We start from the raw sequence: 26,512 nt of genomic DNA, 5'->3' as shown, positions 1-26,512 counted from the left end.
ATATACTTGTATATACTTAAGTAAATAAAAATTAGGAGTAATGACATGGTTTTAGCGAAATTATCTAAGTGGGGAAACTCACAAGGAATCCGAATTTCAAAAGATATTTTGAAGCAAATCGGAATCACAAAGTTTGATGATATTGAACTAAATATGAAAGTAGAGGGTCAAAAATTGATTATTGAAAAAAATATTAGTAAGTCCAATTTGATGAAAAGGTTTGAAGACTATGATTATCAAGAATACTTAGAAGATCAGGATAGAGTTATTGAAAAAGGTACATCACAAGGAAGAGAACTTTTTTAAAACCGGAGGAGAATTAGAATGTTTCAAACTTTTAAAAGAGGGGATATTGTTCTTATGAATTTTAATCCTTCTAAAGGTCACGAACAAAAAGGGTATCGTCCTGCCTTAGTATGGACTAATCAAGAAGCACAAACTGTTAGTGGGTTTGCTGTGGTTATACCGATAACATCACACGACAAAAATTATCCGCTACACGTTCGAATCGATAATAAAACGGATAATATTAGGGGTGTAATAATGGTTGATCAGTTGATTTCGATTGATTTAATGGCTCGCCATTTAAAACTAGTTGGAAATTGTGGTAAACATATTTTAGATGAGGTTGATTCAATCGTAGCCGATATGACGGATTAATTTTTCAATTTAAGGAACTGAAGCATTTATACTACTTGAGGCACTGATGGTTTACTTCATACATTATTTTGTTGAGCCCTGATTTGCGATATAATCAAACCAACTAGTGGGAAGAATGGGAAAAGAAATATGAAAACAGCAATTGTAACGGATACTGGAGCCTATTTAAAACCAGAAGAGATCAAAAAATATAATATTAGAGTTCTACCTTTGACAGTTATCATGGGTGATAGTCAATATAAGGAAACCGAAGAATTAGATGCGGAAACTTTCTTTGACTACATGCGAAATGAGTCGGCGTTACCAACGACCGCACAGGTTTCAATTGGAGCTGCGGAAGAATTATATAATCAACTTGCGGACGAAGGATACGATGAGGTTATCTCAATTCATCTTTCCAAGGGAATAACATCGTTTCTTGATTCCTTGGAGGGTTTCTTAAAAACGTACAATAAGATTAAGGTATATCCATATGATTCTACAATTGCCGCAGCCGGCGAAGCAGATTTGTGTTTGTTAGCAGCAACAATGGTTTTGGATGGGAAACATGCTAATGAGATTATGCCCCAGTTGGCTAGGTTAACGGAGACATTAAACGTTGATTTCGTAGTAGATGATTTAAAACACTTAACACGAACAGGTCGATTAAGTAACCGTTCTGCGATTATTGGAAACCTATTAAGAATTAAACCGATGCTAACTTTTGAAGACGGAAAAATTGTGGCAGTTGGAAGAGAACGCACAATGAAGAGAGCATTCGGAGTGATTAAGTCAGATTTGAGGAAGACTTTAGAAGAGAACGACTATCCTGTTTTGGGAACCATTTTGGATGCAAACTATGCGGAATTATCTGATAAATGGTTGGAAGAATTGCAACAGGAATTTCCAAATGTTCGTTTTGATCAGCGCCATTTGGGACCTGCTATTAGCGTTCATACCGGAGAAAAAACAATGGCCTTGATTTGGGAACGTGATTGGAAATCATTGACGTAAAGTTATTTAAACTACGGGGGCGTGGGATTAATGAAAAAAGCATTGTTAGTCATTGATGTTCAAACGGATGTTGTTAAGGAGGCTTATCAACATGACCAAATTATTCGAAAAATTAATGAGCGGATTAGTCGGTATCGTAAGGACGATTCCAGTGCATTGATCTTTATTCAACACGAGGATGAAGAGCTGATCCGAGGCAGTAATGGATGGCAATTCGATTCGATGCTGAACGTTAAAGATGATGACATTGTAGTGGCAAAGACACATCCTAATTCATTCTATCGAACTCGCTTGCAGGATGTTTTGAATCGATTGGCCGTCACAGATTTAGAAGTATGTGGAGCACAGACTCAATATTGCATAGATACAACAATTCGGATTGCACATGACCGAGAATATCCAATTGAAATTTATCGGGATGCGTACACCACAGTTGACAATGAGTTTATAGACGCCGCTACAACAAATTCATATTATGCCAATATGTGGGATGGACGTTTTGCGACCGTTAAGGAGGAGATTTGATGGAGCAGGAAGAATTCATTTCAAAGTACGCGGTTGATCGCCATAACACTAGTTCTTTAAAGTGGGATGCACTAGAAGAACGTTTTGGGAATGCAGATTTAACACCAATGTGGGTCGCAGATATGGAGTTTAAGGAGCCCAAAGCAGCCACGGAAGCACTAAAAAAACGTGTTGAAAATAATGTTTACGGTTATTCGGTGGTACCGGAGGGATACTTTAAAACATATCAGGCTTGGCAAAAGAAACGCCATAATATCAGATTAGAATCAGAATGGCTACTCTTTGATAATGGGGTGGTTTCTTCATTGTATACGTTAGTTAATACCTTTACGCAACCCAACGACGCTGTGCTTATTTTAACGCCAGTTTATTACCCATTCCATGACGCAATTAAGGATAACGGCAGAAGACTAATTGCTTCACAGTTGGTTGAAGAAGATGGCCAGTTCAACATGGATTTTGCAGATATTGAACGTAAAATCGTTGAAAACGATGTTAAATTATTTATCCAGTGCTCACCACATAATCCAGTTGGAAGAATTTGGACCGAAAAAGAACTTGCTACAGTCCTCGAAATTTGTCGGAAGCATCATGTTTTGGTTGTCTCTGATGAAATTCATCAGGATATTGAAATTGGAAAGCGTAAGTTTATTTCGGCACTCAGTGTTGAAGATGAAAAGTTTCATAATGATTTAATTGTGGTTACTTCCCCCTCCAAAACATTTAACATGGCCGGTTTACTTAATTCACATGTCATAATTCCGAATGAAAAAATTCGAGAACAGTTTAAGATTGGAAAGAATCGATTTAATCATACTGATGAGAGTATTTTAGGCCAAATAGCTGCTGAGGCTGCTTATCGAGATGGCGAAGAATGGCTTGAAGCAGTTCTTGAAGTTATCAGGACCAACTATCAGTATGTTAAAAATCAATTGGCAGCAAATGTACCAGAAATTAAAGTAGCAGATTTACAAGGGACGTATTTACTCTGGGTAGATTTGAGGGGACTAGTTGCACCTGAACAAGTAAGACAATTTGTTCAAGATAAAGTTGGAATTGCGGTTGATTACGGCGAATGGTTTGGTGAAGATAAGCTTGGTTGTATTCGACTGAACTTGGCAACAGAACCACAATTCATAGAAAATGCTGTGCAGAATATCGTCAAATTTGCTGGCCAGTATCGTAAATAGTAAAACATTCGCTTTTTGAGGAAAACGTATTACAATGAGAAAGAGTTGATTGAAAGGAAGGTACATATAAATGGCAAAAATTGAAACAGAAGTTGAAAGTTTTGAATTAGATCATACTAAGGTTAAGGCACCATATGTGCGTTTGATCACGGTTGAAGAGGGATCAAAGGGAGACAAAATTTCTAACTTTGACTTACGCTTAGTTCAACCAAACGAGAATGCAATTCCAACGGCCGGATTACACACAATTGAACATTTATTAGCAGGTTTATTACGCGATCGTATGGATGGTGTTATTGATTGTTCACCATTTGGTTGCCGAACTGGTTTCCATTTGATTACATGGGGCGAACATTCTACAACTGAAGTTGCCAAGGCGTTAAAGAGTTCGCTTGAAGCAATCGCCAACGATATTAAGTGGGAAGACGTACCAGGAACCGATATTTATAGTTGCGGAAATTATCGTGATCATTCACTATTCTCTGCTAAAGAATGGTCTAAGAAGATTTTATCAGAGGGAATTAGCGATCAGCCTTTTGAACGTAACGTGATTTAGAAGTATTAATAATGTGTATAAATAAGTACTCCACGATGTTAGATGTTGATCTAGTGTCATGGAGTATTTTTTGACGGACGCCGAAAAACTGTAAATACGTCACTAATATATTGAGGTTTGGAAGTTTTTGTAAGCGGTTTAATTTGTGCTATTATCAAGTTATCGATTTGTAATTTTACCTAAAAGGGGTATGTACCAATGTACAAAGAAAAATATTTTGATGAACTAAGAAAAGAGTTTAATGATGAAGATGAGGTTGTCACAGAAATCGTCAACTTGGAGGCAATTTTAAATCTTCCAAAAGGGACCGAATATTTTGTTAGTGATATTCACGGAGAGTACGACGGCCTAAATCACATTTTAAAAACAGGTGCTGGTATTATTAGTGAAAAGATTAATTTACGTTTTCCAGAAATGGATGACAATGATAAAACTGAGTTAAATTTTATTATTGCTTATCCAAAGTATGCGCTAGAAAAAATACAGTTAAAATTACGACCAGAAGATTTAACCAAATGGTATTTTACAATGATTTCACATTTGATTGAGGTAACACAATATTGTGCTAGCAAATATTCACGTTCAAAAGTACGAAAAAGCTTGCCCCCAAAATATGCGTATATCATTGAGGAATTACTTTACGTCGAAGGAAATCCCAAAAATAAACAAAAATATTATGAACAGATTATTAGTAAGGTAATCGAATTGAATCGTGCTCAGGACTTCATTCAGAGTTTGGCAGAAACAATCCAAAAGTTAGTGATTGACCATATCCACATTGTAGGTGATGTTTTCGATCGAGGGAAAAATTCTAATAAAGTGTTAGAACTACTTGAAAATGCGCATTCACTAGATTTCCAGTGGGGAAATCATGATGTATTGTGGGTAGGTGGTTTTGCTGGATCATAAGCTTGTATTGCGACTCTTTTTCGAATCGCAACTCGTTATGGTTATATTTTTGATTTAGAGAGAGAATATGGAATTAATTTACGGCCGCTGTTTACCTTTGCTGATCAACATTATGATGCGGATCCTTATTTTTATCCTAAGGCGGGAGATTTTACACAAAAGGATTTAGATCTATTATCAAAAGTACATCAGGCGCTAATTACAATCCAGTTTAAATTGGAAGGGCAGATTATCAAGCGGCAACCAGATTTTGAGATGAATGATCGATTCTTTTTAGATCAAGTCCAAAGTGGAAAAATTCAGTTGAATTCCCAAAGTTATAATTTAGAACATCCTTGTTTTCAGACTGTAGATCCTGTGCACCCTTCTGAACTAACAGATGAAGAACGTCAAGTAATGCAAATCTTAAGCTATTCTTTCCGTCACTCACCCAAAATAAAAGTTCACATGAATTTTATTTTAGAAAAGGGAAGCATGTATTTGATTTACAATAATAATCTTTTATATCATGGTTGTATTCCACTGACAGAAGACGGAGATTTTGATAATTTTAAATATCACGGCAAAAAGTACGAAGGTAAAGAATTATTAAACTTTTTTGAACATCACATTCGGGCTGCTGTTGCCAAACAAGGTGGATCTGAAAACGACGATACAGATTTGATATGGTACTGCTGGATTGGAAAAAAATCACCATTGTTTGGTCGAAATGCAATGAAGACATTTGAACGGTATTTTATTAGTGATGAGAAAACACATGTAGAAGGTGACAATCCCTATTTTAGATTACGTAATCAGTTATCAACGGCGTACTACATTTTGAATAAGTTTGGACTAGACAAACGTACTAGCTATATTATTAATGGACATACACCAGTTAAAGCGGGAAAAGGGGAATCACCAATAAAAGGTGGTGGTCAAATTATCGTGATTGATGGCGGATTGTCAAAAGCATACCGTAAAGAAACTGGAATTGCCGGTTATACGTTGATTAACAATTCTTTTGGGTTTCAGATCGTAACCCATATGCCCTTTAAAGGTGTGGAAGATCTATATAAATCAAAGACCCAATCTACTAGTTTGAAGCGGATTATTGATCGTGATTTACCACGACGGAAAATTGCTGATACTACTATTGGTACTGAACTAAAGGGACAAATTGATGATTTGAAGTATTTGCTAGAAAATGGGAAGAAGATCTAAACAAAAAAACGCTGAAGACAGAAAATCAGACATGTACTGGTTAAAGTTCAGCGTTTTTTATTGTGAATATTTTATTTAGCCATAGTCAAGAGTTCTTTAGCATTATCTGTAAAGAACTTCTGCTTTTGAGCTTTTGAAATTTGCTTTGAGTTTTCTAATGCGACACGCAGTTGGTTTGCTCCATTAAGAGGGGTATAAGGAATATCACTTCCGTAAAGAATATGTGATTCATTTGCAAGACTGAGAATAGTTGGTAATTGGCGTGGCAACACAGCGCCAGCTAGATCAAAATAAACTTGTTGCATGATTTCGTATACGTCAACTTGATATTTGACCTTCATAAATTGTGCAATTCGATCATCTAGAATTCCTAGAAACGCACCGGCATGAGGTATGATTAAACGAATATCTGGATACTTTTCAAAGAAATGATGTTGCAGTAGATTTACAAATGTCATTGTAGTATCCATGAAGAATCCGAGCAACGGAGCCGGAAGATCAATATCAACATTTTTTGGTAAAATTGAGGGTTCGTTAGGATGCAAAGCAACGATTGCGTTGTCCTTATTTAATTTCTTGTATAAGTTCTCTAATAAAGGCGTTCCAAAATATACGCCGCGACTGTTGGTGGGAACAGTTACCCCTAACGCACCATAATTTTCAGTAGCATTTTGGTACTCTTCAATCGAATCTTCCTCATATGGTATTGGTAAGGTAGCAAGAAATCCTAACTTGTCAGGATGTTGTTGGTAAAGTTGGTAACCTTGTAAATTAGCATCATGGGCTAATTCAAATGTTTCTTCCCGGTTACCAAAATTGATATGGGGTGATGAAAGAGATAAAACCGAATAATTAATTCCGTTTTGTTGCATGAACTCCAGAGTGGTCGCTATCGTCCACGTGTCGGGAGTAGGCCATCCATCAGGATCCCCAGGAATATGCTTCTTTAATGCATTTTTGTAACTTTGTGGTAGATAATGGGTGTGAAAATCAATTTTATTAGTATACATATTTTGCCTCCTTGTTTTAAGGAACATTTTAGAGGTAAAAGATATATTTGTTTATATACAGATTTTAAAATGTGTTTAGAAAGCAGTTGGAAGTTTATTATGAAGAATAATACGAAGTCACAAATTGCGATTTATGGGGCATTGGTAAAATTAATTAAGATAAAACCACTTAACCAGATTGAAGTTACAGAGTTAGTCAGGTTAGCAGAAATTAGTAGGGCAACCTTCTACTTATACTTTAAGGGAAAGGATGACTTAGTGCAGAAGTTTGAAAATTATTTGCTGAGTAAATTTGAAATTGAAGGAAATCAAAAACTGAAAGAAGCAATTAAATTAACTTCTCAAAGTGCGAGCGCTAGAATTATATATCCAATTTTTCTTGAAATGATGAGAATTATTAGGGATGATTTTGAAAGTTATCAAGTATTGCTCAGTATGAATGGCGATGCTAATTTTGCTAATAAAATGGAAAGTGAATTTGTACAGATTTTATTTGAGACGCTCGATGAGGATTCTGAAAACATGGAGTTTTATAAAGAAATTCCAACAGATTATGTGATGCGAATTTTCTTTAGTGATATTTTAACAATTATTCAATATTGGGTCTCCAAGAAAAATCCAGAAAGCCCAGAAAAAGTGGCTGAAATTATTACAACATCTAGATATACATTGGCAAACGATTTAATTAAAAACATTCATCATATAGAATGATTTGCGAAGACAGGACACTCGAATTTTCAATGCACACGCGTAATATAATTTCAAAACAGGTTGCGGGGCTTTAAGAATTAGACGTGAGATCAATGAATACATTGATGAATTTTATTGAGGGAAAAGGGATTTAATAAAGTGCACATTATTGGCAGAGCATTCCAAGCCTTTGAAATATTGTATTAATGTTTCTACATGGGTATGCCAAGATTACAAAGATACCCTTAAGAAACCCAGGTTGGTAATTATGGGCCAATAATGCAAAGTGAGACTGATTTGTATCTTAACTACAGTGTTTTCAAAAGTAAGATGGCGCGACAAAATACATTGAAAATGGTTTGAAAACAGCGCTCACTGAGCTTAATTGAAATCCATTATTCATATTGTTTAGGACAGTTGTGTTAAAAGTTCTTGAATATGCTTTTTATCAGTGGGTTCAAGGTTAGGCTTGCTGAGGATATCGTTAATGCGAGAACCAATATCCATAATATCGTCTTCTTTGGAAGATTGTACTATGTATAAAGAAATACGAAGGAATGAAGCTAGTTCTTGTCTAGCTTCGTCATCTCCAGCTAAAGTTTCGTTTGTTAATTTTGTAATCATGCGTTTAAATTTAATCTCACGACGATGCCTTTCGCGGGATTGCGTAATCATTGGTAAAAAAAGTGCCACGCAAACGGCGATTGTTTCGGCGATTGCGGTAACCCACTCGGATAGGGGACCAATATTCATGATGATGACCTCGTTTTAATTATTTATTTAAAATTGTAGCATAGAATTTTGAAAAATTAATTTGACAAAGCAGAAACTAGTTTGTATACTCTAATCAACATTTAACTTTAATCTAATTAAAACGAAGATGAGAAGAGTAATTAGTTAACTCTGATAAAGAGAGTCCGAATGGTGAGACCGGATATTGAGAAGACTGATGAAGATGAGCTCAGAGAAAGCTAACTGGTTCACGCTGGTTGGACGGTAGCAACCGTTACATTGCCGGGTATCGCTCTTATTAGGGTACCAGTGAGGTCTATTTTGTGAGAAATAGACAAAGTAAGGTGGTACCGCGAAAGCATTCGTCCTTTAACAATTTTGTTAGAGGTCGGATGCTTTTTTGTTTTAAAAATAGATATAAACGGGAGGGTTAGGGTATGAGTGAACAAATACAAAAAGATGCAATTATTGATTTAAAAAATATTTCGGTTGTTTTTCATAAAGATGAAGCTGCAATTAAAGCAGTTGATAAGGTTGATTTACAGATTGATCGGGGCGATATTTACGGAATTATTGGTTACTCTGGTGCCGGTAAAAGTACTCTGGTAAGAGTGATTAATTTATTACAACGACCGACATCTGGACAGGTAATCGTTAACAATGAGTCCTTATTGGATCTACCAGCCAAGCAGTTACGAGCATCAAGAAAGAAAATCGGTATGATTTTTCAACATTTTAACCTTATGGATTCAAGAACCGTTTTCAACAATGTGGAATATCCGTTACTTCATGAAAAAATTAGTAAAGTGGATCGTCAAAAAAGGGTTAGTGAATTACTTGAAACTGTTGGATTAAGCACTTATGCAAAATCATACCCTGATCAACTATCAGGAGGGCAAAAGCAACGAGTCGCGATTGCACGTGCCTTAGCTAGTAACCCTGATGTACTAATTTCTGATGAAGCAACCAGTGCATTGGATCCCAAAACAACTGATTCGATTCTAAAGCTATTGAAACGATTGAAGCAAGAATTGAATTTAACAATTGTATTAATTACCCATGAAATGAACGTGATAAAGACGATTTGTCATAACGTTGCGGTAATTGAAAATGGTTCAATTATTGAACAAGGTCCAGTTTCAAAAGTATTTACCCAACCTAAGAAAAAACTAACTGCTGATTTTGTGGATACCTCAACCAATATACGTTCAGCTCTGGTTCGTATAAAAAATGATGTTCAAGTTAGAAATCTGTCAGGTGGTCAAAAGTTGGTGCAATTAAACTTTATTGGGAACTCATCTAAGCAGAGCTTGATTTCAGAACTTGCGCGAGATTACCATGTGGATGCAAATATTTTGTTTGCAAATGTGGATCAAATTGATGGAGTTAGCGTTGGATATATGATTGCTGTTTTGACTGGGCCAGATGAGGCTATTGAAGAATCGATCAGTGTTTTACAACAAAATGGAGTTAAAACAAGCATCATAGATTTAACTAAAATAACGGAGGAGGAAGCATAGTATGGCAGCATGGATTCCTAACGTAATAAATATGAAACAGCAGTTTATTTCTGCAACGTGGTCCACCCTGTATATGACGATTGTATCAGCTTTAATTGCTGGAATAATTGGATTAGCAGTGGGAATAGTGCTGGTTGTTACCCAACCCAACGGGATATTAGAAGATTCAATTATTTATTCCTTCACAGATAAAGTGGTGAACGTTTTACGCTCGATTCCATTTATTATCTTACTGGCAGTGATTGCACCATTAACCCAGTATCTGATTGGAACAACAGTTGGTACAACTGCTGCATTAATTCCGTTGATATTTGGAATATTTCCATTTTATGCTAGGCAGGTTCAAAATGCCTTACTTGAGATTGAACCAGGTGTGATCGAAGCAGCGCAAGCAATGGGATCTAGTCCAATCGAAATTATTTTTTCGGTTTATTTACGTGAAGGATTGCCAGATGTGATTCGTGCCTCTACTTTTACTATCATAAGTTTGGTTAGTTTGACAACGGTTGCCGGTGCGATTGGATCTGGTGGTTTGGGCGATATTGCAATTAGTGTGGGCTACGCGCGGTTTGAAAATGATGTAACAATTGTAGCAATGTTAATTATTTTAGTTATTATTTTTTTGATTCAGATTACTGGCGACTGGCTTGCCAAGCGATTTCAACGATTTTAGGGGGTGGTGCGCATGAGAAAAACGGTCAGAAGTATCAGCTGGATATTGGGTGTTTTAATTGTTTGTTCACTGATTATCCTGGGAATTCATGTAGCCACCAGTGGATTACGGAGCAATGCAAGCCAGCAAAAGACAATTACAGTAGCTTCCGTGGGGTCGGATTATGATATTTGGCAGCATATTGCAAAGAGTAATGATGCAAAAGAACTAGGATTAAAAATTAATGTACAGCAGATTACCGACGGAGTCCAAATGAATAAAGCAACTTCTGCTGGAGATGTAGACGTTAACGCATTTCAATCTTGGACATATTTAGTTGCCTATAATAAACAAAATCCACAAGGAAAACTGGCTGCCCTTGGAACAACCTATCTTGAACCGCTTGGAATTTATTCCAAAAAATATAGTAGTGTTGATGATATTCCAAATGGTGCAACAATAGCAATTGCCAATGATCCAGCGGATGAGTCACGTGACTTGTTACTTTTGCAAAAAGCTGGTTTAATCAAACTCAAAGCAGGGTTCGGTGCCTTGAGTGGTACCTCAGATATTAAGGATAATCCAAAGCATTTGAACTTTAAAACGATTGATGATCATACTGGGCCACGAGTATTACATCAGGTTGACGCAGTGTTGATTTCAAATACAATTGCTTTGGAGGGTGGATTACATGTTTTAACCGATTCAATTTATCACGAACAAGTTAATCAAAGTACCAAAAATAATATTAATGTGCTGGCAACTGCTGAAAAAAATAAAAACAATAAGAATTTTAAGAAATTAGTCGAACTGTATCACAAAAAAGATATTCAAAAGTACATTAAAAAGAAGTATTTTGGAACTAAAATTGAAGTACGAAAACCATTATCATATTTGGAAAAATAAGGAGATTATATTATGTCAAATACACAAACAGCATTAAGAAAACCATTCCGTTACGACCTCGTAGGTAGCTTGCTACGACCAGAAATATTGAAGAAAGCGCATAAGGATTTTGCTGATGGGACGATTGATCAGGAAGAGTTAACACGAATTCAACGTCTTGAAACAAAACGAGTAGTTGAAGAACAGGAAAAATTAGGATTCCACGATGTAACGGACGGCGAGTTTAACCGTAGTTGGTGGCATCTCGACTTCTTATGGGGATTAACAGGTGTTGGACATTACGATTACGAAAAAAGTTATAAGTTTCACGGCGATAAAACAAGAACGGATAACGCTGAATTGGTTGGAAAGATAGCATATAATCCAGAACATCCTTTCTTTAAAAGCTTCCAATATCTAAATGAAATAGTCGATGATGAGGTATTTGCAAAACAAACAATTCCTTCTCCAACAATGCTTTTTCGTGATAATCGTAGTGACCGTTGGAATGAATATTATCAAACGTGGGACGAATATTTGGACGATCTAGCAGCGGCCTATCATGAAACGATTCAACATTTTTATGATCTAGGATGTCGTTATGTTCAGCTGGATGATACCACATGGGCGTTCCTGATTAGTAAACTAAATGAAACAGCAGGCCAACCAGAAGAACATCAAAAATATGTTCAGGTGGCAGAAGATTCAGTTCGGGTGATTAATCAGTTGTTAAAGGGATTACCAGATGATCTAACTGTAACTACGCACATTTGTCGTGGAAACTTTAAATCAACTTATCTTTTCGAGGGTGGTTATGATGATGTTGCTGATTATTTAGGTCAACTGAATTACGATGGACTGTTTTTGGAATATGATAATGTGCGATCGGGTGATTTTAAACCGCTGAGTCGAATTTGGAATGGAGATCGAAACAAGCGCCTAGTACTAGGATTGATTACTTCTAAGTTTCCTGAATTGGAAGATATTGAAGAAGTCAAGGCTCGTATTAAAGACGCAACAACCCAGGTTCCATTAGCAAATTTGGCGCTATCAACGCAGTGTGGTTTTGCTTCAACCGAAGAAGGTAATAAATTAACTGAAGATGAACAGTGGAAGAAGCTAGCATTGGTTAAGACAATTGCTGAAACTGTTTGGGACGACGCAAACTAAGTATTTTTGAAGAAAACGTTTTCTATAACAAACAAATGTGCTAATATTAAGTCGTAAAAAGTATATACTTTTAAAAAATAAGAGTAGAGGTTTACGAAAATGAAAATTGGTGCAATTGAAGCAGGCGGTACAAAATTTGTTTGTGCGATAGGTGATGAAAAAGGAAACGTTGAACAACAGGTTAGAATTCCAACCACAGAGCCAGGCGAAACAATGGAATCGGTAACGGATTTCTTTTTGGCAAATGAAGTTGATGCCATTGGAGTGGGTTCTTTTGGTCCCATTGATGTAAATAAAAATTCGAAAACGTATGGTTATATTACTAGTACACCTAAACCAGGCTGGAAAGACTACAATATGGTGGGCTTTTTAAAGCAAAAGTTAAACATTCCGGTTAGTTTTACAACTGATGTAAATGTCGCTGGATATGCAGAAGCTATGCAAGGAGCAGGTGTTGGCAAAAGTAATGTGCTTTACTGGACAATTGGTACTGGTGTTGGTGCTGGTTATATCCAAAATGGTGAGTTTTTACAGGGAATTTCGCACCCAGAAATGGGTCATATTCTGCTTAGACAAGTTAAGGGAGATAATTATAAGGGAAAATGTCCCTATCATGCTAATCAATGCTTTGAAGGATTGGCTGCTGGACCAGCAATTGAGGAACGTGCTGGAAAGAAGGCTATTGAACTTGCTAGTGATGATCCAATTTGGGATTATGTAGCGGACTATGCTGCCCAAGCGTGTGTAAATGCAACTTTGTTTTTGCGGCCAGATATTATTATCTTTGGCGGGGGAGTTATTCACCAGGAGCATTTGATTAAAAAGATTCGTGTCAAATTTGAAAAATATTTGAACGGTTACGTAACAACTCCTGATATTGATAAATACATTGTTAGAATTGCGCTAGATGATGATGCTGGAATTAAGGGAGCATTATTGTTAGCAGTAAAAGAATTAGCCGAATCCAAATAAATTAAGCGGGCAAACAAAAATAACCATGACAATTTAATTCATGGTTATTTTTTTAATAACAATTTATTTGAATATTTGTTATGATGTTGTTGTGAGCGCTTACAATAACAAGGAGGAATTTTCATGTACTCAAAAGAATTTCCAAAGGCATTTCCAAAAGGCTTTTTATGGGGAGGTGCAACTGCTGCTAACCAGATTGAAGGAGCTTGGAACGTTGCTGATAAGGGATTAACAACCGCGGAAGTTGTTAAGAAAGCCAAAAATCACGCTGATATCACGTTGAGTAGTGTTTCAGATGAAAGTATTCAAGAAGCTATAAATGATCATTCCACCAAAAATTATCCGAAACGTCGTGGAATTGATTTCTATGACCATTATAAAGAAGATATTAAACTGTTTGCTGAAATGGGATTCAAGGCGTTTCGTTTGTCGATTGCTTGGGCGCGAATTTTTCCACAAGGCGATGAAGCTGAGCCTAACGAGGCAGGTTTAAAATTTTATGACGATGTTTTTGATGAATTGGCTAAATATGGAATTGAACCCGTGGTGACTTTATCACATTATGAAATGCCACTGGGATTAACTCTCAAGCAAAATGGCTGGGAGAGTCGAGCTACGATTGATAATTTTTTGCGCTTTACTAAAGTGGTATTTAGTCGCTATCGAACTAAAGTGAAGTACTGGATGACTTTTAATGAAATTAATGCTGCTACATGGGGATTTGTAGGAACAGGAGCCGTTGATACTGATAAAACAACTGAAGAGCAGTTACAAATTCGTTATCAGTCTGTTCACCACCAATTTGTAGCAAGTGCACTTGCAGTCAAACAGGGACATGAGATTAATTCAAACTTTAAAATCGGCAGTATGTTGGCGCGAGGAGTTAGTTATCCAAAAACTTCTAATCCGGTCGATGTTCGGGCTGCACAAGTGGTTGATCAACAAAATCTCTTTTTTACAGATATCCAGGTTCGGGGCGAATATCCAGAGTATATGAACAGATATTTTGCTGAACACAATATTGTGATCGAAATGAACGAAGATGATGAACAGATTTTGAAAGAGGGAACCGTCGATTACTTGAGCTTTAGTTACTATATGTCAAACGTTACTTCAGCGTCTGGCAAAGCTGATGGAGCAGGTAATATGATTTTGGGTGAACAGAATCCATATCTTGAAACAAGCGATTGGGGTTGGCAAATTGACCCAATTGGATTACGTATTACCTTGAATGAATTATGGGACCGCTACAGAGTGCCGTTATTTGTCGTTGAAAATGGGTTAGGTGCTCATGATGAATTAGAGGCGGACGGACATGTTCATGATTCGTATCGAATTGACTACCTTAAACGCCATATTGAGCAAATGAAAGAAGCGATCGAAGATGGTGTTGATTTGATGGGGTATACAATGTGGGGACCAATTGATTTAATTAGCGCGTCAACTTCTGAAATGTCGAAACGTTATGGATTTATCTATGTGGATCAAGATGATGATGGCAACGGATCTTTAAAGAGAATTAGAAAAGATTCATTTGAATGGTATAAAAAAGTGTTGGAAAGTAACGGGGAAGATTTATAGAGAATGGAACAAACCGAATAGCTTCTGAGCATCAACAGAAAACGAGAATTATGACGGTTTAGGTCATAGTTATCGTTTTTGATTGAGCGGAGGAAGCTGGTTTGTGGAATTCGTTTCAAATAGAGAGTGAATCAATTTGAGGAATGCTAGCTCGTCAAGTAAGGCAGGCTTTGTTTCACAAAGCCGGATACTCGTACGCTGTCCATTCCTATGGGCGAAGTACGCCTCATAGGAACTGGCAACAGAGAACGGGGCTTTGACGGGGTTAGTCAAGGCTCCGTTCTTGGTTATCCACAGAAAGTTGGGTTGAGTAACTCATTTCAGATAGAGAGTGAATCAACCCGTTTAGCTTTTGAGGAATGCTAGCTCGTCAAGTAAGGCAGGCTTTGTTGCACAAAGCCGAGATACTCGTACGCTGTCCATTCCTATGGGCGAAGTACGCCTCATAGGAACTGGCGCTAGCTCGTCAAGTAAGGAATGTTTTGTTCCACAAAACCTAATACTCATACGCTGTCCATTCCTATGGGCGAAGTACGCCTCATAGGAACTGGCGCTAGCTCGTCAAGTAAGGAATGTTTTGTTCCACAAAACCTAATACTCATACGCTGTCCATTCCTATGGGCGAAGTTACGGCCTCATAGGAACTGGCGCTAGCTCGTCAAGTAAGGAATGTTTTGTTCCACAAAACCTAATACTCATACGCTGTCCATTCCTATGGGCGAAGTACGCCTCATAGGAACTGGCAAAAGGAAACCAAAAAAATGACTTGATAATCACGATGATTGTGATTAGGTAGCCCAAACCTGTTATTCGATTAGTGGTCGGATAACAGGCTTTTTGCACAAAAAAACAGGTAATCACCACTAATGATTACCTGTTTTGAGCGCAACTAAGCTCTGCCACGCTTACAATAATATTATAACTGTTTAATCCCAGAATTTAAATTGTCTAACTTTATCTTTTGAAGTACAAGAATTGTTGAAAAAAGGAATTTAAAAATTGTATTCTCTCTGGAAGTAAATCGTTTTTGATAGAAAAATTTAATTTGGCTCGCAATTTCTCACATCAATTAGGAAATTAAAGTATGATAGAGAAAAAGACCTAAACGAGGAACTAGCATGTTAAGAAAACAAACTTTGCCCAATCAAGTTGTTGCGGCAATTATTTATGGATTTCTTTCCGCAGTAGGATTGAATTTCTTTTTAATTCCCGCCAAAACCTATTCATCGGGAGTTACCGGTGTTGCACAGTTGCTATCAACGATTGGACAGCAGATTCATCTAAATTTAAGCGTGGCAATTCTGGTTGTGATTTTGAATTTACCATTATTGGTATTATCTTGGATTAGCATTAATCATCGTTACACGATTTTGAGTGTAGTGAGTGTTTTGGCAAATGCAATATTTTTGCATCTGATTCCCGTTCATCGTATTTTAGGTGATCCATTGGCTGCGGTTATTTTTGGTGGTGCATTAATCGGAATGGGCGTTGGACTCTGTTTTCGTTACGGCTTCTCAACTGGTGGAACCGATATTGTTCTTTCAATCGTTGGTGATAAGTTAGATAAGAATATCGGACCAATTAATTTTGCAATTAATGGCAGTATCTTGATGGTGGCAGGATTGCTCTTTGGTTGGCCGTCTGCTCTCTACAGTTTGATTGGAATTTTTGTCAACGGATTAATCATGGACTATGTTTATATCCAACAACAACGAGTTACGGTTACGATTTTTACTAAACAACTGGAAGAAATGCATGAATATCTTTCAAAAAATAGTCGAGGGGCACCGTTTATGGACGGAACGGGTATTTATACTAATGATCCCGTCAAAGTAGTAGTGACCATTGTATCGAAGTATGAATTGAACACACTTAAATCTAATATTTTAAAACGTGATCCGCAGGCGTTTGTAAGTGTCAGTCCTGTGACCCAATTGTGGGGAAGGTTTATTAAAAATTATGACTAAGAATAAAATTTATTTTGGAACACTAGTCGTCTTACTCGGCGCTAATTTGAGATTGATGATTGTAGCTATCCCACCAATCCTGAGTACGATTCAGAAGTCACTTAATATTCCCAGCTCGATTAGTGGGGTTTTAATGTCAATTCCATTAATTTGTTTTGGCGTTTTTTCCGCTTTTTCTGGTAGTTTAGGTAAAAAATTTGGATCTAAAAATATGATGTTGGCAGCCCTAGGATTAATGACAATTGGAGATTTGCTGAGAGTTTACTCTGATTGGTTGATGATTCTAGGAACGATTATTGTTGGCTTAACAATTACGATTTTGAACGTGTTACTACCGTTATTTTTAATAGAAAATACTAATCAAGTTCGTCAAATGACGGGGGTATACTCAGTGTCAATGGGGGTTTGGGCTGCACTAGGAAGTGCAGTTGTGGTTCCGATTGCTAACGCAGTGGGCTGGCAAATGGCGATTCAGGCTTTGGCAGTGGTTTCATTGGTTACAGCTCTATTACTAACGACTACTAAGAATAGTACAAAAGGCTATGATAATGTTGAAACTGAAAAAGCAATTATCACTGGTACAACATGGAGGCAACCATTAATATGGATTTTAGCAATTTTTACCGGGTTACAATCGTTTATCTACTACGGAATGCTAACATGGATGCCTGCAATCTTGGTTAGTCGTGGCTTTAGTGTAGCGGATGCCGGAGCAATCGTTGGACTGGTTCAATTGGCAGGACTACCTGGCTCATTCTTTGTTCCGATTTGGGCTGAAAAAGTTCAATTGAGAAAACCGTTAGTTATTACTTTTGGTTTAACCTATTTAATTGGTTTCATTGGACTGATGTTTTTACAGGCTGGAATTCTATTGGTTTTGGATACAGTTATTCTTGGTTTTGCTTTTGGTGGTGCATTCGTGTATGCGTTAAGCATGATAACTATTTCAGCGCGGAGTACCGCGGAAGTTGCCGATATATCTGGTATGACGCAGACTGTTGGATACTTGATTGCCGCAGTGAGTCCATTAATTATTGGGATGTTACATCAGTTCGTTGGCTGGAATATTTTAATAGTTGGCTTAATTATAATTGCTGCGGTAGTGACGGCTCTTGGGCTTGTATTTAATGTTGGATTATTAAAAAGAATGGCAATAAGAAGTAAGTAAAAATATATGGAATTGCAGCAAAGCCTAGGGTTACTGCAATTCCGTTTTTATTTTGAATAATGGTTTTAAAAATAAATGACTTTTGTCATATGCTACTTCTTAATGATTAGAATCGTGTTTAAAATAACTGGTTTACTTTTGTTGCCTTTTAAAAGTTAAAGTTTTTATACACCGTTGATTAAAGGAGGTTAGTTAGACAAAAAAGATTATACTGTTAACTATCTTTAATTAGTGGAGGCAGTACATATGAGAAATGGAGAAGATAAATTACAACATAATTTAAATAAAGTTCCAGCAGTTTCGCTATTATTTTGGATCACAAAACTAATAAGCACAGGATTGGGTGAGTCAGTTTCTGATTTTTCAAATGGAATTTTTGGAAAGCAAAATTTAGTTATGGGAGCATTTTTTACAATCAGCTGGTCTTTTGTATTATTTGCAGTCTTTTTGACGTTACAGATTCGTTCTGATCGTTATCGTCCATTATATTATTGGATGTCTGTTGCTTTGCTTGCGGTTTTTGGGACGTTTATTGTAGATGCAGTTCGCGCCGTTACAGGTTTAAGTTACATGGAAACGACAACCTTATTTACAATTTTAATGATAATAAGCTTTGTAGGATGGTATGTGGCAACTAATGATTTATCGGTCCATCGTATAACAACAATTAAAAAAGAAATCTTTTATTGGTTGACGGTGGCTTCGTCATTTATTTTGGGAACTGCAACAGGAGATTGGTTTGCAAGTAAAAGAGCAACTGATTTCATTAAGGGTGGACTAGGGCTAGGTTATTTAGATGCCGGATTAGTTTTTGGCGGAGTATTTGTGGCGATATTAGCGTATCGGATAGTGATAAACCCTAAGTTGAATAGTAGAAGTGAAATTACTACATTTTGGTTAGCATACGTGCTCACTAGACCGGTTGGAGCGAGCTTTGCAGATTATTTTGGTTACAGTTTTCACAATGGTGTGCTGGGTAATAAAGGAATGTCAGCAATTTGGATTATATTGTTTGTCATTGGATTGATGATTAATATTAAGAGAAAAAATCAGGAGGAAACACTTGGTTTAAAAACGGATTAAAAAAGCGTTTGCAGAATATTTAGTTGAGTGCTAGAATTTAGTTGTTCAAATTAAATAACAACCAGCGATGGTGTTCGCTGTAAATATCTGACGATTGATGACACCTGCTTCTGAGGGGGCAGGTGTCATCTTTTTTTGTTGTAAAAGAATGGAGGAATTTGTTATGTCAGTATATATTGAAAAGGTAAAAGCACGTGAGGTGTTTGATTCTCGTGGCAATCCAACCGTTGAAGCAGATGTGATTTTGTCTGATGGAACCTTAGGGCGCGCGGAAGTACCATCAGGGGCATCAACAGGTGAGTTAGAGGCTGTTGAACTTCGTGATGGCGGCGACCGGTTACAAGGTAAGGGTGTGAGCAAGGCAGTTAATAATGTAAATACTGAAATTAATAATGCTTTGCATGGCTTAGATCCATTTAACCAAGGCAATATTGACCAAGTGATGATTGACCTTGATGGCACAAAGAATAAAGGTCGTTTAGGTGCTAACGCAATTTTGGGTGTTTCGATGGCAACGGCACGAGCTGCCGCAAATTACCAAAAGGTTCCTTTGTATCGTTATTTAGGTGGTGCTGACCTTGAATTGCCACAAACTTTTCATAATGTTATCAACGGTGGGGAGCATGCTGACAACGGAATTGACATGCAAGAATTTATGATCACACCAGTTGAAAGAACCAGTTTTCGTGATGGATTTGAAAAAATTGTGAACACTTACCATACTTTGAAAAAAGTTATTGAGGATGCTGGCTATCAATCGGGACTTGGTGATGAAGGTGGATTTGCACCTGATTTGAAGTCTTCAGAGGAAGCTTTGCAAATGCTCCATGATGCAATTATCAAAGCAGGATATACACCTGGTAAAGAAATTGCAATTGCTTTTGATGCAGCTGCTTCATACTTCTACAACACGGATACAAAAATGTATGATTTTGAGGGGACTCATAAGACACCAGATGAAATGGCAGATTACTACGAAGAGCTTTTAAAGAAATTCCCTGAAATCATTTCGATTGAGGATCCTTATAGCGAAGATGACTGGGACAACTTTGAAAAGTTCACGGCACAAATGGGCGATAAAGTTCAAATCGTTGCCGATGATCCAGTATGTACTAACCCAATCTTGATACGCAAGGCGATCAAGGAAGGCATGGCCAATTCTATTTTAATTAAGCTAAACCAAATCGGAACTGTTACTGAAACCCTTGAAGCTATTCGGATTGCTCGTAAGAACGGATATACAACTATGATGTCACATCGTTCTGGTGAAACTGGTGATACGTTCGTCGCAGATTTCACAGTTGCAACGAACTCGGCACAACTTAAGGCGGGTGCTCCGGCTCGTTCAGAACGTGTTGAAAAATATAACCAATTGCTTCGAATTGAAGAAGAATTGGGTGAAAATAGTACTCGACTAGCACATTTCCCAGATAGCGTTGATTTTGATTAATAGTAACATTGTGTGGAGTTGGTTATGTTTTGAATAAAACTGGCTTGCTCCACCTGGTCTGAGATTAAATATTGCTTACGCAAGCGAAAATTTCTAAACGAATGAGGTAGAATGATGATTTCATCTTTCTACCTCATTTTATATAGCCTGAAACTGGTAATTAAAGTTAAGTTTAGTATTGAAGTTTTATTAAGCTGGTTGACCATAGCAAATGATAGTTGCTATCATTCGAGATAGGACGAACATTCAAGGGAGTGATTTTACATGAGTTGGCTTTATCTGATTGTGGCAGGAATTTTTGAGGTAGTCTGGGCAACCACGATGAAACTAAGTAATGGTTTTAGTAATTTAATGTACGGTGGCTTAACGATAGTTGGTATGATAGTGAGTTTTAGCTTTCTAGCACTTGCTGTAAAACATTTACCCTTAAGCCTAGCATATCCTATTTGGACGGGAGTGGGGGCTGTTGGTTCGATCATTATTGGGGTAGTCTTTTTTAAAGACCAAGTACCTCCAATTACATGGGCTTTCATTACGTTATTAGTGGTCGGAATCATTGGTATTAAAGTAACTAGTGGACATTAATTTATTGAATTAAAATTCCGAATTGGGTAATAACCTGTTTTGGAATTTTTTAGTTCCAAGATCGAAAATCAATGTATGAAGTTTTGAAATTTAAGGTACGATGGATCGGATGTACCTTAATAACATAAAACGGAGGGGTTTACATGGTAGTTGGTTTTGATAGATTAAATGATAATTTAGAGGTTACTGCAAGTATGGAGTTTAAAAAATCGAGTGACGCTCTATATGATTTGCCAGTAATTCAGGATTCAGAGATTTGTGAAGAATCTACATATTATATCCACGATATAACAGCTTGGAATGATGATGGCAACAAAACAATTGTTTTTGATTCGATTAGGGGAATCCATAGAACGGACTTATCAACGCGTAGCTTAATTAATAAATTCTTGCAAGATAAATCAATAGAAGCAATGATAAATAGAATTTTGGGAGAACAAATTGGAATTAAACAAGCGATTCCTCTAATTGTTGGATCAGCAGGACTAGCACCTTTAGCAGGGACGTCTCGTTCTTCCACGCACTGGGTTTCGGTTCACCATTTACTAGATCTGCATTTTGATTCAGAAAATTCAAGGAACACAATTATCAAATTTAAGGGCTGTCAGTTGCATGTTCCAATTAAATGCAAGGCACTACATATAAAATTGCAACAAACAATTAAAATGAGACAGGTAATGCAGCTGATTTTTGATGGAATTAGTGAAAAGTTTGGATTGGCGGATAAATCTGAACCCAGTAGAACGAAGTTTAAAATTGACGATAGACTAAAGAAGGAAATGATGGAGTTCAAGTTACCAGAAGATGCTTTTATTGATTTCCTTACGCGTGTTCATTTACTATTTTGTGAAACGTTATATGAGGATGATCAACTGGAATTTAGTCGTTTAAGAGCGCAAGTTGTAGCTGGATTAACATCACTAGGACGAATATAACGTAAAGTAGCTAGTAACTCACGAAAAATAGGGTATAATCAACTCAATTAACAACGCTGGAGGTAATTTAAATGACCAAAGAACAATTGAAACGAGAAGATGTTCCTGAAGATCTAACCTGGAATATTAAAGATATTTTTAAATCAGATCAGGAGTTTGAGGATGCAATTAAACGGGTAGAGGGCTATATTGCTCAAATTGAACCATATTCGGATAAGGTCACAGATGGCGCAAGTAATCTACTTAAAGTCACTGATTTGGCAGCATTAGCAGGTGAGGAACTTGACAAAATTTACGGATACGCAGCTAGATCCAACGATAGTGATACTGCTAATGCAAGGGGAAACCAATTGTTGAATAGTGCATTATTAATTTATAATCGCTTTTCTGCAACGATGGCATTTTATGATCCGGCTGTGGCAGCATTGGGAAAAGAAAAACTGAATGATTTTTTGGAAGACGAACCAGAATTACAGAAATATCATTTTAACTTGGAGAGAATTCAAAGCCAATCGGCACATACGTTGGAATTTAATGAGGAAAAATTATTGGCACAGTTAGAACCTGCAATTGATGATGCAGCCGATATTTCTACTAAACTTGATGACACTGATTTGAACTTTGGGATGATCAAAAATGAAGAAGGTGAAGAAGTTCAATTAACTAATGCAACGGCAAGTATTTTCGCTACTTCAAGTGATCCAGATATGCGAATGCGTGCTGCAAAACAGCTTGATGCTGCGTACTATTCGGTACGAAATACTTTTGCTGCCACATTGCGAGGCCATGTTCATGCCCAAAATATTGTTTCTGGAATTCGACATTTTGATAGCGCACGGCAAATGAATTTATCTGAAAATAACATTCCGGAGTCGGTTTACGATACATTAGTTTCTGTGACACACGAGCATTTAGATCTTCTACATGATTATTATGCATTTAGAAAAAAAGTTCTTGGCCTAGATAAGATGTATCAGCATGACCGACATGTTCCGCTAGTTTCAGATGCTAAGTTAGATTTTACATTTGATGAGGGTAAGAAAATTGCTAGTGAATCCCTGGCACCACTTGGAAAGGATTACCTGGGATATCTGAGTGAAGAATTTTCTAACCGCTGGATTGACGCTGCTGAAAACAAAGGTAAACGAAGTGGTGGCTATGAAGATGATGTTTATGGTGTTCATCCGTATATTTTGCTCAATTGGAGTGATGTCTATGATAGTACTTCAACCTTAGTTCATGAATCTGGGCATGCATTGCAAAGTGTTTATACTGATAAGGCACAACCATACTGGTATTCACACTATCCAATTTTTACGGCTGAAATTGCATCTACGTTGAACGAAGGATTGCTAAATAATTATATGCTGAAAAAATATGAAAAACAGCCTAAGATTCAAGCCTTTATTTTGACGCAAGATATTGATAATTTTATTGGAACGATTTATCGCCAAACACTTTTTGCTGAATTTGAACACTTTATTTATACTGAAGATGCTAAGGGGATTACCTTGACACCAGATCTATTGGCTGAAAAGTTCAATGGTTTGTTTGAGGAATATAACGGCCCAGCAGTAGAAAAAACTCCCTGGCCAGATGATACATGGGCGCGCATTCCGCATTTTTACTACAACTACTATGTTTACCAGTATGCAACATCTAAAGCTATTGCAACTTCACTTGGTGCTGATATCTTAGAACAAAAGCCCGGAGCAGTTGAACGATATAAAGAGTTCCTATCGGCAGGAGCAAGTGATTACCCGGTTAATATTATAAAAAAGGCGGGAATTGATGTTACAAATCGTGAATATTTAGATAAGGCGTTCCGTGTTTTTGAAAAAGAAGTTAAACAACTAAAACAGAGCATGGAACAACCCGGGTAGCTTTTGAGGAATGCTAGCTCATCAAGTAAGGAGAGCTTTGTTTCACAAAGCTTTAATACTCGTACGTTGTCCATTCCTATGGGCGAAGGGCGCCTCATAGGAACTGGCAAGCGGAGGGGGTTGCCTTGCTAATCTTTTGTTCCCTCCAAAAAACATATTTTTCCTTCCGCTAAATCATCATCTTTACCCACAACCTGTTTTATACTTAACCTATAAAATAAAACGAGGTAAATAAAATGAAAATAGAACATGCAGCAATCTGGGTTCAAGACATCGAAAAAATACGTAATTTTTACCTAAAGTATTTCCGAGTAAGTAGCAGTGAAATGTATCATAATGAAAAAACAGGGTTTTATTCATATTTTCTTAGTTTTCCCGATGGAGGTGCGCGTTTAGAAGTTATGCATCAAGATGAAGCTTTGGAGAAACCAAAAAAGCAATATGGATATGCCCATATTGCTTTGTCTTTAGGTAGTAAAGATGCCGTTAATCAAATGACAAACCGCTTGCAAGCCGATGGATATAAACGTACAAACGGGCCACGAACAACCGGCGACGGTTATTATGAATCAGTATTTGAAGACCCAGAGGGGAACACACTAGAACTGACAGTTTAATATAGATTTGTTAAGTGTTGTTTTACGAAAGCACGATTGGAGCGTTGTGTTGAAACAATTAACGTATCTCCAGTTTTTAAAATTGAGTCACCATTTGGAATGATTTCTCGTTTGCCACGACGAATAGCTATTAACAGGCTATTTTCAGGCCATTTGACTTCCCTCACGGTGATTCCATCTAGGTCCGATCCTTCAAAAATAGGGAATTCAATATGATCCTGCAACCCGGATGGATTCTGAATTAATTCCGGAACTAATTGGTGTAAAAGAGATTCGTAAATGGGCTCACCACCAAGTAAATCAACGATTATATAGGCTGTTAAACTAACAACTGCCAGTGGCATTAAGTGTTGAAGAGAGCCGACCATTTCGGTTACTAAGAGAATGGCTGTAAATGGGGCTTTACCAATACAGGCGAAGTATCCAGCCATTGCATAAATTACGAAGTTCGGAAGATACACTGGATTAATGAGATTTAATTGTGCCATTACTGTGACGTAAAGTGCGCCAATAATGGCACCTAATGTCAGAATTGGCAGGAAAATTCCACCAGGTAACCCGGAACCATAGGAAATCATTGAAAAAACGAAACGAATTACTAGTAATGAAATGATTGGCAATAATAGATGACTTTGTTGAGCGATTTGGGGGACCAAGCTATTGCCGCCTCCTAGAATATGAGGTGAAAATAGACCAAGTGGAATAACAACTAGTAGTGGTACGAGGCCATCCATCCAACGTGGAAGGAAAGAAATGGCAGCGTACCATTTTGTTAGTTGTAATAAAACGATTTGGTAGAAGCGACCTGCTAAACCTAATAATATTCCAAGTACCAGTAGCTGCCAATACATCGATAGTGGTAAGGCATGCGCATAACGGATAGCAAGAACAGGTTTCAGCCCAAAGAAGTTGAGTGAAATGAAGTTTGACATAACGGCGCTGGTAAGTGCGCTGATCCATACCAATGGTGAAAAATTATGATAAATTTCTTCAAGTACGAATAAAGTACTGGCGATTGGAGCGTTAAAAGCAGCAGAAAGTCCGGCGGCAGAACCACTAGCAATTAAAACACGTTTATCGCTACCCTCGAAGTGGCGGAAATCACTCCAGCCTTGGCCAATTGCGGCGCCTAACTGGATGGATGGACCTTCACGACCTAGCATTAGTCCAGAACCGATGGCAAGAATTCCTCCAATGGTTTTCTTCCAGAGTACTGGGAACCACTTTGAATCATATTCTCCAGCTAGCTGACCTTCAACCTGAGGAATACCAGATCCAGAGATGGCAGGAGTCTGTTTTACCCACATACTTACAATTAGAGCGATTAAAACATTGAGTACAATGATTAATCCTAAAATCAGTAGATGTGATGAGGCTTGTTGGTATAAACTCGTAAAAATAGTAAGCATTTTTTCAATAGCTAGTCGAAAACAACTGACGACTAATCCAATTAGGGTTCCAATAATTATGGCGTGAACTAGTGCGAGAAAACGGGTGTTTTGAAACTTGGATTGCAAAATATCAGGTCCTTTTCATTTAGTATTATCTATAATAGCACACGCGTTTTTTAGATTGA

At 37.2% G+C, this 26,512-nt stretch carries 24 protein-coding genes, 1 pseudogene, 1 riboswitch and 1 other annotated feature; of the genes and pseudogenes, 22 read left to right on the top strand and 3 right to left on the bottom strand.

What is annotated here, in order from left to right; translation table 11 throughout:
• The first annotated feature begins 45 nt into the window (after positions 1–45).
• From PECL_RS07375 to PECL_RS07345, 7 genes and pseudogenes are all read left to right on the top strand, one after another.
• A complete protein-coding gene (locus tag PECL_RS07375) occupies positions 46–306 on the top strand; it encodes an AbrB/MazE/SpoVT family DNA-binding domain-containing protein (protein ID WP_014215949.1) in 261 nt (86 codons plus the stop codon).
• 18 nt (positions 307–324) lie between these two features.
• Positions 325–660, top strand: a complete 336-nt coding sequence (locus tag PECL_RS07370; RefSeq protein ID WP_014215948.1) for a type II toxin-antitoxin system PemK/MazF family toxin — start codon at positions 325–327, stop codon at positions 658–660.
• Between the two features lie 129 nt (positions 661–789).
• The gene (locus tag PECL_RS07365) at positions 790–1,653 is read left to right on the top strand and encodes a DegV family protein (protein ID WP_014215947.1); all 864 of its coding nucleotides are present in this window, start codon (positions 790–792) and stop codon (positions 1,651–1,653) included.
• A gap of 30 nt (positions 1,654–1,683) precedes the next feature.
• Positions 1,684–2,178 (top strand): isochorismatase family protein, encoded by a 495-nt coding sequence (locus tag PECL_RS07360; RefSeq protein WP_014215946.1) that lies wholly within the window; start codon positions 1,684–1,686, stop codon positions 2,176–2,178.
• Complete coding sequence (locus PECL_RS07355) at positions 2,178–3,368, top strand: MalY/PatB family protein (protein WP_014215945.1); 1,191 nt, start codon at positions 2,178–2,180, stop codon at positions 3,366–3,368. Before PECL_RS07360 ends, PECL_RS07355 begins: the two co-directional genes overlap by 1 nt.
• Positions 3,369–3,438: 70 nt before the next feature.
• Positions 3,439–3,924: an S-ribosylhomocysteine lyase gene (locus PECL_RS07350; RefSeq protein WP_014215944.1), complete on the top strand. Its 486-nt coding sequence runs from the start codon at positions 3,439–3,441 to the stop codon at positions 3,922–3,924.
• A 198-nt stretch (positions 3,925–4,122) separates the two neighbouring features.
• Positions 4,123–6,036: pseudogene (locus PECL_RS07345) on the top strand (fructose-1,6-bisphosphatase).
• Between the two features lie 71 nt (positions 6,037–6,107).
• Here PECL_RS07345 and PECL_RS07340 read toward each other — a convergent pair.
• The gene (locus tag PECL_RS07340; RefSeq protein WP_014215943.1) at positions 6,108–7,046 is read right to left on the bottom strand and encodes an amidohydrolase family protein; all 939 of its coding nucleotides are present in this window, start codon (positions 7,044–7,046) and stop codon (positions 6,108–6,110) included.
• A 99-nt stretch (positions 7,047–7,145) separates the two neighbouring features.
• Between PECL_RS07340 and PECL_RS07335 the strand changes: the two genes are divergently transcribed.
• Positions 7,146–7,757, top strand: a complete 612-nt coding sequence (locus PECL_RS07335; protein ID WP_014215942.1) for a TetR/AcrR family transcriptional regulator — start codon at positions 7,146–7,148, stop codon at positions 7,755–7,757.
• A gap of 387 nt (positions 7,758–8,144) precedes the next feature.
• On the opposite strand, the gene PECL_RS07330 is transcribed toward PECL_RS07335, so the two are convergent.
• Complete coding sequence (locus PECL_RS07330; protein ID WP_014215941.1) at positions 8,145–8,489, bottom strand: hypothetical protein; 345 nt, start codon at positions 8,487–8,489, stop codon at positions 8,145–8,147.
• 115 nt (positions 8,490–8,604) lie between these two features.
• Positions 8,605–8,841: a binding site (T-box leader), on the top strand.
• 64 nt (positions 8,842–8,905) lie between these two features.
• On the opposite strand from PECL_RS07330, the gene PECL_RS07325 reads away from it, so the two are divergent.
• From PECL_RS07325 to PECL_RS07260, 14 genes are all read left to right on the top strand, one after another.
• Positions 8,906–9,988: a methionine ABC transporter ATP-binding protein gene (locus PECL_RS07325; protein WP_014215940.1), complete on the top strand. Its 1,083-nt coding sequence runs from the start codon at positions 8,906–8,908 to the stop codon at positions 9,986–9,988.
• A gap of 1 nt (position 9,989) precedes the next feature.
• Positions 9,990–10,661, top strand: a complete 672-nt coding sequence (locus PECL_RS07320) for a methionine ABC transporter permease (protein ID WP_014215939.1) — start codon at positions 9,990–9,992, stop codon at positions 10,659–10,661.
• Between the two features lie 12 nt (positions 10,662–10,673).
• Positions 10,674–11,546, top strand: coding sequence for a MetQ/NlpA family ABC transporter substrate-binding protein (locus PECL_RS07315; protein ID WP_014215938.1), 873 nt, complete (start codon positions 10,674–10,676; stop codon positions 11,544–11,546).
• Between the two features lie 12 nt (positions 11,547–11,558).
• Positions 11,559–12,695, top strand: coding sequence for a vitamin B12 independent methionine synthase (locus tag PECL_RS07310; protein ID WP_014215937.1), 1,137 nt, complete (start codon positions 11,559–11,561; stop codon positions 12,693–12,695).
• Positions 12,696–12,794: 99 nt separating this feature from the next.
• On the top strand, positions 12,795–13,667 hold the full coding sequence (locus tag PECL_RS07305; protein ID WP_014215936.1) for an ROK family protein: 873 nt from the start codon (positions 12,795–12,797) through the stop codon (positions 13,665–13,667).
• 123 nt (positions 13,668–13,790) lie between these two features.
• Positions 13,791–15,248, top strand: coding sequence for a glycoside hydrolase family 1 protein (locus PECL_RS07300; RefSeq protein WP_014215935.1), 1,458 nt, complete (start codon positions 13,791–13,793; stop codon positions 15,246–15,248).
• A 1,118-nt stretch (positions 15,249–16,366) separates the two neighbouring features.
• On the top strand, positions 16,367–17,215 hold the full coding sequence (locus tag PECL_RS07295) for a YitT family protein (protein ID WP_014215934.1): 849 nt from the start codon (positions 16,367–16,369) through the stop codon (positions 17,213–17,215).
• On the top strand, positions 17,208–18,383 hold the full coding sequence (locus PECL_RS07290) for an MFS transporter (RefSeq protein ID WP_014215933.1): 1,176 nt from the start codon (positions 17,208–17,210) through the stop codon (positions 18,381–18,383). Before PECL_RS07295 ends, PECL_RS07290 begins: the two co-directional genes overlap by 8 nt.
• A 246-nt stretch (positions 18,384–18,629) precedes the next feature.
• The gene (locus PECL_RS07285; RefSeq protein WP_014215932.1) at positions 18,630–19,466 is read left to right on the top strand and encodes a COG4705 family protein; all 837 of its coding nucleotides are present in this window, start codon (positions 18,630–18,632) and stop codon (positions 19,464–19,466) included.
• 54 nt (positions 19,467–19,520) lie between these two features.
• Positions 19,521–19,580, top strand: a riboswitch (Fluoride riboswitch).
• A 49-nt stretch (positions 19,581–19,629) separates the two neighbouring features.
• Positions 19,630–20,916 (top strand): phosphopyruvate hydratase, encoded by a 1,287-nt coding sequence (gene eno, locus PECL_RS07280; protein WP_014215931.1) that lies wholly within the window; start codon positions 19,630–19,632, stop codon positions 20,914–20,916.
• Positions 20,917–21,180: 264 nt separating this feature from the next.
• Positions 21,181–21,501: a DMT family transporter gene (locus PECL_RS07275; RefSeq protein ID WP_014215930.1), complete on the top strand. Its 321-nt coding sequence runs from the start codon at positions 21,181–21,183 to the stop codon at positions 21,499–21,501.
• 143 nt (positions 21,502–21,644) lie between these two features.
• Positions 21,645–22,436: a hypothetical protein gene (locus tag PECL_RS07270; RefSeq protein ID WP_014215929.1), complete on the top strand. Its 792-nt coding sequence runs from the start codon at positions 21,645–21,647 to the stop codon at positions 22,434–22,436.
• A gap of 71 nt (positions 22,437–22,507) precedes the next feature.
• Positions 22,508–24,319 carry an oligoendopeptidase F gene (pepF, locus tag PECL_RS07265; protein ID WP_014215928.1) on the top strand — a complete coding sequence of 604 codons (1,812 nt, stop codon included), beginning with the start codon at positions 22,508–22,510 and terminating at the stop codon, positions 24,317–24,319.
• 236 nt (positions 24,320–24,555) lie between these two features.
• Positions 24,556–24,936 carry a VOC family protein gene (locus PECL_RS07260; RefSeq protein WP_014215927.1) on the top strand — a complete coding sequence of 127 codons (381 nt, stop codon included), beginning with the start codon at positions 24,556–24,558 and terminating at the stop codon, positions 24,934–24,936.
• Here the strand turns inward: PECL_RS07260 and PECL_RS07255 are convergent.
• Complete coding sequence (locus tag PECL_RS07255; protein ID WP_014215926.1) at positions 24,933–26,453, bottom strand: ClC family H(+)/Cl(-) exchange transporter; 1,521 nt, start codon at positions 26,451–26,453, stop codon at positions 24,933–24,935. The two genes, PECL_RS07260 and PECL_RS07255, sit on opposite strands and share 4 nt — an antisense overlap.
• Positions 26,454–26,512 lie beyond the last annotated feature (59 nt).

The sequence above is a fragment of the Pediococcus claussenii ATCC BAA-344 genome, assembly GCF_000237995.1.
Classification (GTDB): domain Bacteria; phylum Bacillota; class Bacilli; order Lactobacillales; family Lactobacillaceae; genus Pediococcus; species Pediococcus claussenii.
Note: the sequence above shows the minus strand (reverse complement) of the source record. Positions and strands in the feature narration are given on the sequence as shown.